This is a genomic window from Streptomyces sp. MAI_2237 (genome assembly GCF_054189285.1).
Genome location: NZ_JAJPGQ010000004.1, coordinates 153,778 through 167,342, shown reverse-complemented (window position 1 = coordinate 167,342; position 13,565 = coordinate 153,778). Strand labels below are relative to the sequence as shown.

At 73.4% G+C, this 13,565-nt stretch carries 11 protein-coding genes; 10 read left to right on the top strand and 1 reads right to left on the bottom strand.

All coding sequences use genetic code 11. From position 1 onward, the window contains the following. The first annotated feature begins 48 nt into the window (after positions 1–48). The 5 genes from purB to LN251_RS27860 all read left to right on the top strand — a co-directional run bounded on the left by purB (position 49) and on the right by LN251_RS27860 (position 3,847). Positions 49–1,335, top strand: coding sequence for an adenylosuccinate lyase (purB, locus tag LN251_RS27880; RefSeq protein WP_458246943.1), 1,287 nt, complete (start codon positions 49–51; stop codon positions 1,333–1,335). Beyond that, on the top strand, positions 1,319–1,723 hold the full coding sequence (locus LN251_RS27875) for a GNAT family N-acetyltransferase (protein ID WP_458246942.1): 405 nt from the start codon (positions 1,319–1,321) through the stop codon (positions 1,721–1,723). Before purB ends, LN251_RS27875 begins: the two co-directional genes overlap by 17 nt. A 166-nt stretch (positions 1,724–1,889) precedes the next feature. Then, entirely contained in the window at positions 1,890–2,648 is a 759-nt protein-coding gene (locus tag LN251_RS27870; RefSeq protein ID WP_458246941.1) for a response regulator transcription factor, read from the top strand. Between the two features lie 71 nt (positions 2,649–2,719). Continuing rightward, the gene (locus LN251_RS27865) at positions 2,720–3,301 is read left to right on the top strand and encodes a hypothetical protein (protein WP_458246940.1); all 582 of its coding nucleotides are present in this window, start codon (positions 2,720–2,722) and stop codon (positions 3,299–3,301) included. A 78-nt stretch (positions 3,302–3,379) separates the two neighbouring features. Next, entirely contained in the window at positions 3,380–3,847 is a 468-nt protein-coding gene (locus LN251_RS27860; RefSeq protein ID WP_458246939.1) for a hypothetical protein, read from the top strand. A 35-nt stretch (positions 3,848–3,882) separates the two neighbouring features. On the opposite strand, the gene LN251_RS27855 is transcribed toward LN251_RS27860, so the two are convergent. Further along, positions 3,883–4,935 (bottom strand): transcriptional regulator, encoded by a 1,053-nt coding sequence (locus LN251_RS27855; protein ID WP_458246938.1) that lies wholly within the window; start codon positions 4,933–4,935, stop codon positions 3,883–3,885. A 438-nt stretch (positions 4,936–5,373) separates the two neighbouring features. Here LN251_RS27855 and LN251_RS27850 point away from each other — a divergent pair, with 438 nt between their 5' ends. The 5 genes from LN251_RS27850 (at position 5,374) to LN251_RS27830 (ending at position 13,428) form a co-directional block, all read left to right on the top strand. Further along, positions 5,374–6,843, top strand: a complete 1,470-nt coding sequence (locus LN251_RS27850; protein WP_458246937.1) for an MDR family MFS transporter — start codon at positions 5,374–5,376, stop codon at positions 6,841–6,843. Positions 6,844–7,653: 810 nt separating this feature from the next. Then, a complete protein-coding gene (locus tag LN251_RS27845; protein WP_458246936.1) occupies positions 7,654–9,672 on the top strand; it encodes an FAD/NAD(P)-binding protein in 2,019 nt (672 codons plus the stop codon). Next, the gene (pcaB, locus tag LN251_RS27840; protein WP_458246935.1) at positions 9,669–11,177 is read left to right on the top strand and encodes a 3-carboxy-cis,cis-muconate cycloisomerase; all 1,509 of its coding nucleotides are present in this window, start codon (positions 9,669–9,671) and stop codon (positions 11,175–11,177) included. The genes LN251_RS27845 and pcaB overlap by 4 nt, the downstream gene beginning before the upstream one ends. Then, a complete protein-coding gene (locus tag LN251_RS27835; protein ID WP_458246934.1) occupies positions 11,174–12,682 on the top strand; it encodes an FAD-dependent monooxygenase in 1,509 nt (502 codons plus the stop codon). The genes pcaB and LN251_RS27835 overlap by 4 nt, the downstream gene beginning before the upstream one ends. Continuing rightward, on the top strand, positions 12,679–13,428 hold the full coding sequence (locus tag LN251_RS27830; RefSeq protein ID WP_458246933.1) for an SDR family oxidoreductase: 750 nt from the start codon (positions 12,679–12,681) through the stop codon (positions 13,426–13,428). Before LN251_RS27835 ends, LN251_RS27830 begins: the two co-directional genes overlap by 4 nt. Positions 13,429–13,565: the final 137 nt, after the last annotated feature.

The following is a 13,565-nucleotide window of genomic DNA, read 5'->3' as shown; positions in this document are numbered from 1 at the left end:
AGGCCCCTTCCCCCCTTCACGCCACCAGCCCACGGACGAAGGCCGACGATGATTCCTCGCTACACCCTGCCCGAGATGGCCGACCTGTTCACCGACCAGTCGCGCTACGCCACCTGGGTCACCGTGGAGATCCTCGCGACCGAGGCCCAGGTCCGCCTCGGCCGCGTCCCGCAGACGGCCCTGGACGACATGCGCCGCGCCCCCGTTCCGCTCGCCGCCCGCGTCGCGGAGATCGAGAAGGAACGCGACCACGAGGTGCTGTCCTTCCTCGCCGCCTACTGCGAGCAGCTGCCCGAGGACTCCGCCCGCTTCGTCCACCTCGGCATGACCAGCTACGACCTGGTCGACACCGCCCTGGGCCACACCCTGGCCCGCGCCACCGACCTGCTGAGCGCCGCCGCCCGCCGACTACGGCGCGCCCTGGCCGACCAGGCCGTCACCCACTGGGACACCGTCATGGTGGCACGCACCCACGGCATCCACGCCGAGCCCACCACCTTCGGGCACAAACTCGCCGGCTACGCCTTCGCCGTCGACCGCTCCCTGACCCGGCTGGCCGCCGCCCGCGACGCCGTCGCCGTCGGCACGATCTCCGGCTCGGTGGGCACCTACTCCCTCATCGACCCGGCCGTGGAAGCCCATGTGTGCGACCGGCTCGGCCTGGGCGTCGAACCGGTGCCCAGCCAGGTCGTCGCCCGCGACCGCCACGCCCAACTCCTGCAGGCCGTCGCCGCACTGGGCGCCTGCATCGAGCAAATCGCCTTGGAGATGCGGCTGTTGCAGCGCACCGAGGTCCGCGAGGTCGAGGAACAGCGCACCAGCGCCTACCAGGGCTCCAGCGCCATGCCCCACAAACGCAACCCCACCACCAGCGAACGGCTGTGCGGCCTGGCCCGACTGCTGCGCGGATACGCCACCGCCGCCGTGGAGAACGTGGCGTTGTGGCACGAACGCGACCTCGCCCACCAGTCGGTGGAACGCGTCATCCTGCCCGACAGCCTGTCCGTCGCCCACTTCCAGGCGACCCGGGCGGCCGAACTGGTCACGTACCTGACCGTGCACCCCCAGCGGATGCGCGCCCACATCGACGCCACCGACGGCCTGATCTACAGCTCCTCCGCCCTGGCCGACCTGCTCAGCGAAGGCGTCGAACGCGAACGCGCCTACCGCTCGGTGCAGGCCGCCGCCAACCGCACCATCGCCACCGGCGAGCACTTCGCCACCACCCTCGCCCAGCAGGGCATCGACCTTCCCGCGCTCGAACCCGAGCGATTCCTCACCCACCACGACGTGGTGCGCGCCCGATTGGAGAACCTTCGTGAGCTGGACGATTGAGCGGGTGGACGCCGCCGCCCTGGACCTGGAGGAGGTACTGCAGGTGTACCGCTCCTCCGGGCTGGGCGAGCGCCGCCCCATCGAGGACCGCGACCGCATGGAGGCGATGATCCGCGGCGCGAACCTCTTCCTCGTCGCCCGCGATGCCGACGGCACGCTCATCGGCATCGCGCGCAGCGTCTCGGACTTCTCCTACGTCACCTACCTGTCCGACATCGCCGTCGCCGGCACCCAGCAGCGCTCCGGCATCGGCCGCGCCCTGATCGACGCCACCCGCAAGGAAGCCCCCACCGCGAAGATCGTCCTGCTGTCGGCGCCGGCGGCCGCCGCCTACTACCCGCACATCGGTTTCACCCAGCACCCCTCGGCGTGGGTGCTCAACCCCTGACGGCCGCTGGGGCATTGCCCGAGGGCCGCTCGACGCGGTCCAGTCCGCCGCGGCAGCCGGACTCGACCGGCTGACCGTACGGTCGAGCGCGGTGGCAGGCCCGGCCGGCCTGCCACCGCTGCCGCGCGCACGGGGCGCGCAGGAAAGACTTTCTGGGGGAGGCACGATGAGTCAGACGACGGCACAGGTGCTGCCGACGTTGCACGCACCCGCCCCGCACCCGGTGCGGCTGGTCGAGGGGGTGCCCGCGCTCGCACCGGCCCCTCCACCCGCGGCACGGCGCATCCTGGTGGTCGACTCCGACGTCGACGACCCGCTGATACCCCAGCTGCGCCGGCACGGCCACGAGATCGTCGCCGTCACCCAGGGCAGCGCCGCGCTCGAGGCGTACGGGGAGGCGGACCTGATCCTGCTGGCCCTGGAACTGCCCGACCTCGACGGGCTGGAGGTGTGCCGCACCATCCGCTCCCTCAGCCGCGTCCCCGTCATCATCCTCACCGCCCGCCACTCCGAACTGGACTGTGTGCTGGGCCTGCAGGCCGGCGCCGACGACTACGTCACCAAACCGTGCGGGCTGCGCGAGCTGATGGCCCGGATGGAGGCCGTGCTGCGGCGCACGCAATGGCAGCCGACCATCGTCGAGGAGATCCGCCACGGCTCGTTGCACCTGGACGCAGGCTCGCGCCGGGTCACCGTCGACGGCACCGAAGTCGCCCTGACCCGCAAGGAGTTCGACCTGCTCAGCCTGCTGGCCGCCCACCCCGGCACGGTCATCCCGCGCAAACAGCTCCTGCGCCAGGTCTGGGGCGACTCCTGGTCGCGCCGCACGGTCGACACCCATGTCAGCAGCCTGCGCGGCAAACTGGGCGACAGCGCCTGGGTGGTGACGGTACGGGGAGTGGGATTCAAACTCGGCCACCCCTGAAGCACCCCGCGACGCCGGCGGCCCGCGCCGCCCTCCCGGTGATCGTTTACGGAACGGCTATCGTCGCCGCCGTGACCTCAAGCGCCCGCCTGCTCGACCGGATCCGGAACATGCCGGACCTCCACGCACTGCTCCGGACGTCCTTCGAGTTCGACACCGGGCGCACGCAGTGCGGCGACGGCCTCCAACTCGCCTCGGGCACCCCGCTGGAGCCGATCGCGGGGGATTTCACCGGCGGGGCGTACCTGCTGTGCCCCGAGCGGGACGGCAGCCGCGCCGTGGTGTTCGCCAACTCCGAAGGGGCGGGCGGGCTGATCGCCGACGACCTGGCGGGCGCCCTGGAGATCATCATCGGGCTGGCGTGGCAGGACTGCCTCGGCTTCTCCGCGGGCGGCGATCTGCAGGTCATGCAAACCTCCGCCCAGCACCTCGAGCGATCCCGGGCCCGGGCCGACCCGCAGATCGCCCACAAGCGTGCTCGCGCGGCCGCGGCCCTGTCGCTGCGAGTCCTTCCCACCGCCGACCTCGTCGTCCGCCTGCACACGGCTGCCTCCACAACCGTGCCCCACTACCTGGTGAGCACCGACGACGGCGACGTCTACGCCCCACCGTTCGGGCAGCACACGCAGCCGCGGCACGGCGGCTGGCGCTGAGGGGGACCGAATGGCGAGGGCGGGGGTGCGACGATGCGCCGGGTCAGGAGGGCAAGTCATGAGCGGGGGCGAAGGCCGATGGAGTACGTCGATGTCGATGCGCAGGTCGGCGACGTGTCAGGAGTCCTGGACCCAGGTTTCTACCTGAGCCGCCTGCCGTCGATCGCCGGCGACCTGCCGCCCGGCGCCCGGGCCTTCGCCACTGATGCCGACCACTTCGACTTCCGCAGCAAACGGTGTGTGAAGGACCTGACGCTCCGGGCCGTTCGGGGCGCCGGCGGCACCGAGATGGAGCTCGAGTTCCAGCACAACTGCTGGAAGCACGACCGGGACCTGCTGCTCCGCTACACGGGGGTGTCCCGCTTTGCCGCCGGCCCCGTCGACGCCGATGCGGGCAGGGACTTCGGGGTGGTGATACTCGACGAAATCCTGCCCCACAGGGACGGCTGCGGCCACGAGATCGCCTGCCGGGAGGGCACCCTCATCGTTGTCTGCCGTGACCTGCAGGCAATCTGGACCGAGATCGTCTGCTCCAGCGCGCCGTAGCGGCGGCAGGCACGGGCAGTGGGGGAGGGGAGCCGTCAGGTGCCGCTCATCCACCCGGCCTCGCGCCGTTCGGCGTCGGTGCGCAGGTCGTCGGCGAGTTGCTGCCACAGGTCGGAGTAGCCGCTCATCAGATCGGCCAGTTGGTCGGCGCAGTGCGGCGGCAGGTTGGAGATCAGGCGCTGTCGGTCGCCGGCGATCAGCGCGCACGCGTCCAGCAGCCGCAGCATGCTGCGCCCCACCTCGTTCAGCCGCAGCGAGGGATCCCGCCGCAGCGAGTCGAACAGCGCGAACAGCTCACCGGCCGACCGCGTCTCCTCCGTGCGCCGGCGCCCGTCCTGCTCGCCCTCCTCACGGGCCTTGCGCCCGGCGGCCGTCAGACCGCGCTGGCGCGGCGGCACCGGATCGTCGCCGCGCAACAGCCGGTCCCGCACGTCGGCCACCGTGGCCGGGGAGATGCCCGCCTGCCGGGCGATCGTGCGCAGCGAGGCCGTGGGGTCGGCCCGCAGCAGCTCCCCGGCCAGTTCCCGGGCGCGTGCGGTGCTCAGCGGCCGGCTGCGGCCGTCCAGCCCGACCCGCCGCTCGCACCTGGGCAGCCCGGTCAGCCGGGCCCGCAGTTCGGAGACCTTCTTCGCGGACAGGCCCGCGATCACCGCGACGGCCCGGTCCGACCACTGGGGCCGCTCGGTGACGATCCGGGCGGCGGCGGCCACCCGGTCGGCCACCGACAGCGGACGGCCCTGCACGACGTTCATCGCCACTGCCAGCAGCACCGCGTCATGCCGGGACCCTTCGAAGAAACGGGCCGGGATGTGGGTGCGGCCCTTCAGCCGCGCGGCCCGCACCCGGTGCAGCCCGTCGATGACGGCCAGGCTGGAGCGGTGCACCACGATCGGCGGCAGCCCGCCCTCCACCTGAGCCAGGGTCAGCGCCCACTCGCCGTCTACCTCGCCCGAGCGCGGGGAGAAGGACACCGTCAGATCGGCCAGGCGGACCCGCTCCACCGGTGCTTCGCCCAGCGCGTCGCGCATGGCCAGCAGCCGCTCCGAACTCCCTTCGGGATACACGCGCACGTTCTGAGGGTCCAACACCGACACTCCTTGTGGGCGCAACCGGGCAGAAGGGAAACCCGAACCGGGCCTCCCGGGGACGGACCGTGGCAACGCGCCCTGACACCCCGCTGACACCCCGCTGACACCGGACCGCCCTCGCCACGCCCGCGGCCCGGCACACCCCCACAGGCCGTCACGAAACCGCAGCTCGCCTCGCGGATGAGGGCCCTGGCCGGGGCCCCATGGCGTCCCCAGCGGCCCACCACCGCCCATCGAGCGGCTCCTGTTGGACTTCGCGTGCTGCTCACCGTGCGCGGTGCCGCGCCCCGGCCGGGCGGCCCCAGCACAGCCGGCGGGCGCGGCCCCATGCCGCGCCGGCACGGCAAGCCGACTCAAACGAGGTGAGCGACAGTGGCGACAACCATCGAGAAATCGGCGGCCACAGCGGGGCACAAACCCGGGCGCAGCATACGGCTCATGCTGCTCCCGCTGATGATCGCGATGCTCCTGTCCCAACTGGACAACATGATCGTGGGAACCGCCATGCCCACGATTGTGGGCGACCTGGGCGGCCTGGAGCACCTGTCCTGGGTGGTCACCGCTTACACCCTGGCGACCGCCGCGGCCACCCCGATCTGGGGCAAGCTCGGTGACCTGCACGGCCGCAAGAATCTCTTCCTCGCCTCCGTGGTCATCTTCCTGGCCGGCTCCGCGCTCAGCGGCATGTCCCAGGACATGGGCCAGCTCATCGGCTTCCGGGTCATCCAGGGCCTGGGCGCCGGCGGCCTGATGGCCGGAGTCATGGCTATCGTGGGCGAGCTGGTCCCGCCCCGGGAACAGGGCCGCTACCAGGGCATGCTGGCCGCCGTGATGGCCCTGGCCATGATCGGCGGTCCGCTGGCCGGCGGCGCCATCACCGACCACCTGGGCTGGCGCTGGGCGTTCTACATCAACCTGCCCATCGGCGTTCTCGCCCTGGCCATGGCGATGGTGGTGCTGCGCCTGCCGGTACGGCGCACCCGTGCCCGCATCGACTATCCCGGCGCGGCGCTGCTGATGGCGGGCATCACCGCCATCGTCCTGGTGGCCACCTGGGGCGGCACCGAGTACGCGTGGGGCTCACGCGTCATCGTCGCGCTGTGCGCGGCGGCCGTGCTCTGCCTGGGCGTGTTCGTCTACTGGCAGACGAAGGCCGCCGAACCGGTGGTGCCGCTGCACATCTTCCGCAGCCTGAACTTCACGCTGATGTCCGTCACCGGCTTCGTGATGGGCTTCGTCATGTTCGGCGCGGTGCTCTTCCTGCCGCTGTACCAGCAGACGGTGCAGGGGGCGTCGGCGACCAACTCCGGACTGCTGCTGCTGCCGATGATGAGCGCGATGATCGTCGTGTCCGTGGCCGCGGGCCGCATCACCAGCAGCACCGGACGCTACAAGGCCTTCCCCGTCGCCGGCGGGGCCCTGCTGCTGACCGGCATGCTGCTGCTGTCCCGGATGGACACCACCACCTCCCGGACCGAGTCGGCGCTGTACATGGCCGTGCTCGGCGCGGGCCTGGGCTGCCTGATGCAGGTGATGATGCTCGTCTCCCAAAACAGCGTGGAGTTGCGGGACATCGGCGTGGCCTCCGCGGCCATCACCCTCTTCCGCATGCTCGGCAGCTCCTTCGGCGTTGCCGTGATGGGGGCACTGTTCAACCGCCGGGTGCTGCAGGTCATGGTCGAGCGGACGCCCGGCCACCCACCGTTCGCCCACGCCCAGCTCGACGCGTCCGGCCTGATGCGGCTGAGCCCCGCGGTGCGCGAGGCCTACCGGTACGCCACCGCCGCCGGCACGCACAGCGCGTTCCTCGTCGGCTCGGCGGCCGGCGCCATCGCCCTGGTGGCCGGCCTGCTGGTGCGCGAGGTCGCCCTGCGCCACACAGCCGCTCCCGCGGCCGCCGAACTCTGACCCGCCTCAACCACGGCTGCAGCTCTGCGTCTTGAGCGTTCCTCGAGGCGATCTCCAATACGGCAGCCGATGCTGAAACGGTCCGAACCGACACGGCGGGGCCACCCGGTTGGCACCCGCCCGGAGCGGACCGGGCGGCTGCGACGCCCCACCGTCGGGCACGCCCGGCCTCCGGTCCACCTGCCGTGCCGCCCGGGTGGCGAACCCACCCGGCCCGGCCACCGACGGCCGACCGCGGAGACCCCGCACAGCCCACCCGGCACCTCCCGCCCAGCCAACAGGCAACTGCGGGAGGTGCCGCACGCTTGCCCCACCCCCGGTTGCGGCCACCCCCACAACACACCGTCCCGGACCGTGCCCACACCCCGCCTGCGGCAGTCCGGCACCCTTGCCTGCAGGCGACTCCCGCACCCCCGCCGACGGCCGCCTCCCTACCCCCGCCCACGGGCCGCCCGCACCCCGCCTGAGGCGGTCCCCGCGCCCTTGCCCGCAGGCCGCTCCCGCACCCCCGCCCACGGCCTGCCGTACCCCCCCCGCCCGGCCGGTGCCCCGCCGCCTCTCCCCGGCCGGCTCCGGGCCCGGCGGCTCCTAGCGGGACCCGAGTTCCGGTTGAGCGCACCGGCCGACGGTGGCGGAGGAAGGAGGCGCTGTGAACGGTACGCGCGGGGGTGAACGGGACGGCCGGTGCGCCGGCTCCTCGGCGGGACCGCCGACGGCGGCGGTCCCGCCGTTTTGTCCGGAAGCCCGGAGTGCCACCCAGACCCCCGGGGGCGCGGCCCGCCGCCCCCGTACGCCGAGCGGAGTGTCTTTGTGAGCAGCGGACGTATCGAGTTGTGCCTCGTCGGTGCCGGCCCCCGGGGGCTTTCGGTGCTGGAGCGGCTGTGCGCGCAGGAACGCAAGTCACCGCGCTGGGACCACGTCGTGGTGCACGTGGTCGATCCGGGACCGCCCGGCCCCGGCCAGGTGTGGCGGCCCTCGCAGTCCCGGCACCTGCTGATGAACACCGTCGCCTCCCAGGTGACGCTCTACACCGACGCCAGCGTCGTCATCGAGGGCCCGCTGGAGGAGGGGCCCAGCCTTCATGAGTGGGCCAGGGCGCTGGCTGCGGGCGAGTTCGGGCCGGGTGACAGCGCCCACCTGGACGCCGCCACGCTCGCCGAGGCCCGCGGCCTGGGACCGGACAGCTATCCCACCCGCGCCCTGTACGGGCAGTACCTGAGCTGGGTGTTCCGGCGGGTCACCGCGGCCGCGGCCGCGCATGTGACGGTCCGCGTGCACGGCCAGCGGGCCATTGCGCTGGACGACGGCGATGCCGCGCTCGGTGCGGGCGGGGCGCAGAGCGTCGTCCTGGCCGACGGCACCCGGCTGACCGGGCTGTCCGCGGTCGTGCTGGCGCAGGGCCATCTGCCGGTGGTGGCGAGCGGGGTGGAGCGGGAGCTGTCCGGCTTCGCCGCCCGGCACGGCCTGACCTACCTCGCGCCCGCCAACCCCGCCGACGTCGACCTCGAGGCGGTCGCGCCCGGCGAGAGGGTGCTGCTGCGCGGTCTGGGCCTGAACTTCTTCGACTACATGGCCCTGTTCACGCGCGGCCGGGGCGGCGTCTTCGCACGGGTGGGCGGCCGGGTGGTCTACCGGCCCTCGGGACGTGAACCGCGCCTGTATGCCGGCTCGCGCCGCGGGGTGCCGTATCAGGCGCGGGGGGAGAACGAGAAGGGCGCCCACGGCCGCTATCTGCCCCGGCTGCTGACGGCCGCCCACATCGCGGCGCTGCGTGCTGAGGGCCGTCCCCCGATCCGGTTCGGCACCGACCTGTGGCCGCTGATCGCCCGGGAAGTGGAGAGCGTCTACTACGAGACCCTGCTGATTAACCGTCAGGGAGTGGAGCGGGCGGGGGAGTTCGCCGCCCGCTACCTGCGCACCGAGCCGGGCCCGCAGCGCGAGCGACTGCTGGCCGAGGCCTCGGTGGAGGCGGGCGCACGCTGGGACTGGGACCGCATCGCCCGGCCCCATGCCGGCCGGATCTTCAGGGACCTGGCCGACTTCCGCACCTGGCTGCGCGGCCACCTCGACGACGACGTCCGCCAGGCCCGGCAGGGCAATGTCTCCGGCCCGCTCAAAGCGGCCCTGGACGTGCTGCGGGACCTGCGCAACGAGGTGCGCCTGGCCGTTGACCACTGCGGCCTGGACGGCGACTCCCACCGTGAGGAACTGGACGGCTGGTACACGCCGTTGAACGCGTTCTTGTCGATCGGGCCGCCGGCCTCGCGCATCGAGGAGATGGCCGCGCTGATGGACGCGGGCATCTTGGAAATCCTGGGCCCGGGGACGCGGATCGGCACCGAGGAAGACGGCCCCGACGGCGCCCGCTTCACCGCCACCAGCACCATCCCCGGCGTCCTGGTCCGCGCGAGCGTCCTGATCGACAGCCGGCTGCCGGAGATCGACCTGCGGCGCACCGCGGACCCGCTGCTGCGCCATCTGCTGCGCACCGGCCAGTGCCGCCCCCACACCATCCCCGCACAAGACGGCGCAGCCTACGAGACCGGCGGTCTCGCCGTCGCCGGGCGCCCCTACCAGCTGCTGGACGCCGGCGGCGAGCCGCACCCGCGGCGCTTCGCCTACGGCGTGCCCACCGAGTCCGTGCACTGGGTGACCGCGGCCGGTATCCGGCCCGGCGTCGGCTCGGTGACCCTGGAGGACTCCGACGCGATCGCGGCCGCGGCCCTGGCCCTGGCCCTGCCCGCCACCGCCGCCGCACCGGCGTCCACGCCCGTGACCTCGCAGCGTCCCGGCCGGGACGGGACGACCGTGACGAGGGCAGCGGCATGACGACCACCCCCCGCCCCACCGCCGCCCCGGCCGCCGTCCGAAGCACCACACCCGCATCCGCCCCCGCCGCCGCGTCCGTTCCGGCTTCCGGCGCGGGTGCCGGTCTCGACAGCGGTCTGCTCTCGCCGGTGCGGGCGGGCACCGCCGTGGAGGCCGCGGTCAGCGACAGCGCCTGGCTGCAGGCGATGCTGGACGCGGAGGCGGCCCTGGCCCGGGCGCAGGCGCACTGCGGCACCGTGCCCGCGGCGGCCGCCGCCGCGATCACCGCCGCCGCCCGCGCCGAACACCTGGACCTGGTGGAACTGGCCAGAGCCGCCCGCGAGACCGCCAACCCGGTCGTCGGCATGATCAGGATGCTGACGGCGGTGGTGGCCGCCGACGCCCCACACGCCGCCGAGTACGTCCACCGCGGCTCCACCAGCCAGGACATCCTCGACACCGGCGCGATGCTGGTGGCCCGGCGGGCCCTGGACATCATCATCGGTGACCTGCGCCGGACCGCGGAGCTGCTCGCCGACCTGGCGGCCGCGCACCGCGACACGGTGATGGCCGGTCGCACCCTCGCCCTGCACGCCGTCCCCACCACGTTCGGACTGAAGGCGGCCGGCTGGCATCACCTCGTCCGGGACTGCCTCACCCGCCTGCAACAGGTCACCGACCGGCTCCCGGTGTCCCTGGGCGGCTCCGCCGGCACCCTGGCCGGCTACCTCCACTACGCCGGCGCCGACACCGACGCCCCCACCCTGGTCGCGGAGTTGACCGCCGCGTTCGCCCGGGAGACGCAGCTGGCCGAGCCGGTGCTGCCTTGGCATGCGCTGCGCACCCCGATCGCCGACCTGGGCGCCGCCCTGGCCCACACCACCGGCGCGCTCGGCAAGATCGCCGCCGATGTGCTGGTGCTGGCCCGCACCGAGATCGGCGAGGCGGCCGAGGGACAGGTCGCCGGCCGTGGGGTGTCCTCGGCGATGCCGCACAAACGCAACCCCGTCCTGGCCACTCTGATCCGCTCCGCGTCGCTGCAAGTGCCCGCCCTGGCACAGGTGCTGACGCAGTGTCTGGTGAGCGAGGACGAGCGGTCGGCCGGCGTGTGGCACACCGAGTGGCTGCCGCTGCGCGAGTGCCTGAGGCTGACCGGCGGCGCCGCGCGCACCGCCGCCGAACTGATCGGCGATCTCACCGTCCACACGGACCGCATGCGAGCCAACCTGGCGGCGACCGGCGGCCAGATCGCCTCCGAGCGGCTGTGCGCCGTCCTGGCCCTGCGGCTGGGCCGGACGCCGGCCAAAGACCTGCTCACCCAGGCGTCACTGCACGCCGCTCGCACCGCGCGGCCGCTGGCCGAAGTGCTGGAAGAACTACCTCGATTGCGGGGGCTGTTCGCCCCCGGCGAGCTCGCCGCCCTGCTGGACCCGGCCGGCTGCACCGGCGCGGCCGGCGCACTGGTCGACCGGGCCCTGGCCGGCCAGCGGGCCACCCCCACCCACCCTGACCTGGGAGCGAAATGAGCGGCGTGGACACGGACGTCATCGTGGTCGGAGCCGGCCCCGTCGGGCTGATGCTGGCCTGCGAACTGCGGCTGGCCGGCGTCACCTGCGTGGTGCTGGAGAAGTCGACGGAGCCGACGGACCAGTCCCGGGCGCTGGGCTTCACCGCCCGCACCATCGAGACCTTCGACCAGCGGGGCCTGCTGCGCCGGTTCGGCGGCTTCGACACCATCCCCATCGGCCACTTCGGCGGCGTCCCCCTGGACTACCGGGAGGTGCCCGGCGGTTCCTACGGCGCCAAGGGTGTGCCGCAGTCGCTGACGGTGGCCGTCCTGAACGACTGGGCCGAGGAACTCGGCGTCGAGGTGCGCCGCGGCTGGGAGGTGACGGACCTTCAGACGGGCGACGACCACGTCGAGGTGACGGTGCACGGCCCGGCGGGGGCCGACCGGCTGCGCGGCTCCTACCTGGTGGGCTGCGACGGCGGACGCAGCACCGTCCGCAAGAAGGCCGGCATCGACTTCCCCGGCCACGACGCCACCATCGAGATGTCCTTCGCCGAGGTCGTGGGCGTCACCACCGTGCGGCCCCGGCCCAACGGCGAACGCGTCGCCGGCGGCATGGTCCTGGCCTTCCAGCAGGGCGAGGACATCTTCCGCGTCACCTACTACGACGCCGCCGTCACCCCCCGCCCCGGCTATGCCCCGCCCTCGTTCGAGGAGGTCGCCGCCGCCTGGCTGCGGCTGACGGGTGAGGACATCAGCGCCGGCACCCCCCGCTGGATCGGCCGGTTCACCGACGCCACCCGGCAGGCCGCGCAGTACCGCAAGGGCCGTATCTTCCTGGCCGGAGATGCCGCCCACATCCACCTGCCCATCGGCGGGCAGGGGATGAGCGCGGGCGTGCAGGACGCGGTCAACCTCGGCTGGAAACTGGCCCTGGCGGTGCAGGGCCTGGCCGGCGAAGCCCTGCTGGACAGCTACCACGACGAACGCCACCCGGTGGGCGCCCGGGTCCTGGTCAACACCCTGACCCAGCGCAGCCTGTACCTGACCGGTGAGCCCATGCAGCCGCTGCGGGAGCTGTTCGCCGAGCTGACGGTGCTGCCCGAGGTCCGCCGGCACCTGATCGGCATGGTCACCGGCCTGGACATCCGCTACGACATGCCCGACGGCGCCGACCACCCGCTGCTGGGACGCCGCCTGCCGGGCGTCGACCTGGTCGACGAGGGCGGCGAGCGCGGCAAGACCAGCACCCTGCAGCTGCTGCACGCCGCCCGCGGCGTGGTCCTGGACCTGACGGGTGATGCCCGGACACGGCAGGCGGCCGCCCCCTGGCAGGACCGGGTGGAGGTGGTGTCCGCCGCGCCGCACACCGCCGACGGCGAGGACCCGTTCGAGGGCGCCGCCGCCCTCCTGGTCCGCCCGGACGGCTACATCGCCTGGGTCGCCCCGGCCGGCCACGGTCCCGCAGGCCTCGACGAGGCGCTGGCCCGCTGGTTCGGCGAGGCGGTGATTGCAGCATGACCGAGCCCACCCCGCACTCGCCCGGGGACGGGATCGCGCTGATCACCGGCGCCAACAAGGGACTTGGCCTGGAGACGGCACGTCAGCTCGGCGCCCGCGGGCTGACCGTGCTCCTCGGCGCCCGCGACAGCCGCCGCGGGACGGCGGCCGCCGCCCTGCTCGCCGCCGAAGGCCTCGACGCCCACCCGCTGCTGCTCGACGTCACCGATCCCGGCTGCGTCAAGGACGCCGCCGCCCTGATCGACGAGCGCTACGGCCGCCTGGACATCCTCGTCAACAACGCCGGCATCACCGGAGCCTTCACCGGCCAGCCCAGCACCGCCAGTGCCGAGCACCTGCACGAGGTGTACGCCACGAACGTCTTCGGTGTGCTGACGGTGACCAACGCCGTGCTGCCGCTTCTGCGCCGCTCGCGGGCCGGCCGGATCGTCAACGTGTCCTCCACGGTGGGTTCGCTGACCCTCAACGCCGACCTGGACGGCGGCTTCGGCGCCTACAACCTGGTCACCTACCAGTCCTCCAAGACGGCCCTGAACGCGCTGACCCTCGCCTACGCCAGGGAACTGCGGGACACCCCGATCAAGGTGAACGCGGCCAATCCCGGCTTCACCGCGACCGACATCAACGGCCACCGCGGCCATCAGACACCCGCCCAGGGCGCCGCCACCGCCGTCCGCCTGGCCCTGCTCGGCCCCGACGGCCCCACCGGCACCTCACAGGACGAAACCGGCCCCGTCCCCTGGTAACCCCAACCCGAACCCGGGCCCCGGACGCCCGGGGCCGGGTTCGGGCGCGTGGCGAAGCCCTCTGGGGGCGCAAGCCGAACGGCTCGCGCCCCCAGAGGGCTTGGGTGGGGGAGACCTGCGCGGGTGGGGCGCCCCCC

What these genes read in the sequence shown, in the direction of transcription:
- purB (WP_458246943.1), top strand. Translation starts at nt 49, where the DNA reads ATGATTCCTCGCTACACCCTGCCCGAGATGGCCGACCTGTTCACCGAC.
- LN251_RS27870 (WP_458246941.1), top strand. Translation starts at nt 1,890, where the DNA reads ATGAGTCAGACGACGGCACAGGTGCTGCCGACGTTGCACGCACCCGCC.
- LN251_RS27860 (WP_458246939.1), top strand. Translation starts at nt 3,380, where the DNA reads ATGGAGTACGTCGATGTCGATGCGCAGGTCGGCGACGTGTCAGGAGTC.
- LN251_RS27850 (WP_458246937.1), top strand. Translation starts at nt 5,374, where the DNA reads ATGCTGCTCCCGCTGATGATCGCGATGCTCCTGTCCCAACTGGACAAC.
- pcaB (WP_458246935.1), top strand. Translation starts at nt 9,669, where the DNA reads ATGACGACCACCCCCCGCCCCACCGCCGCCCCGGCCGCCGTCCGAAGC.
- LN251_RS27835 (WP_458246934.1), top strand. Translation starts at nt 11,174, where the DNA reads ATGAGCGGCGTGGACACGGACGTCATCGTGGTCGGAGCCGGCCCCGTC.
- LN251_RS27830 (WP_458246933.1), top strand. Translation starts at nt 12,679, where the DNA reads ATGACCGAGCCCACCCCGCACTCGCCCGGGGACGGGATCGCGCTGATC.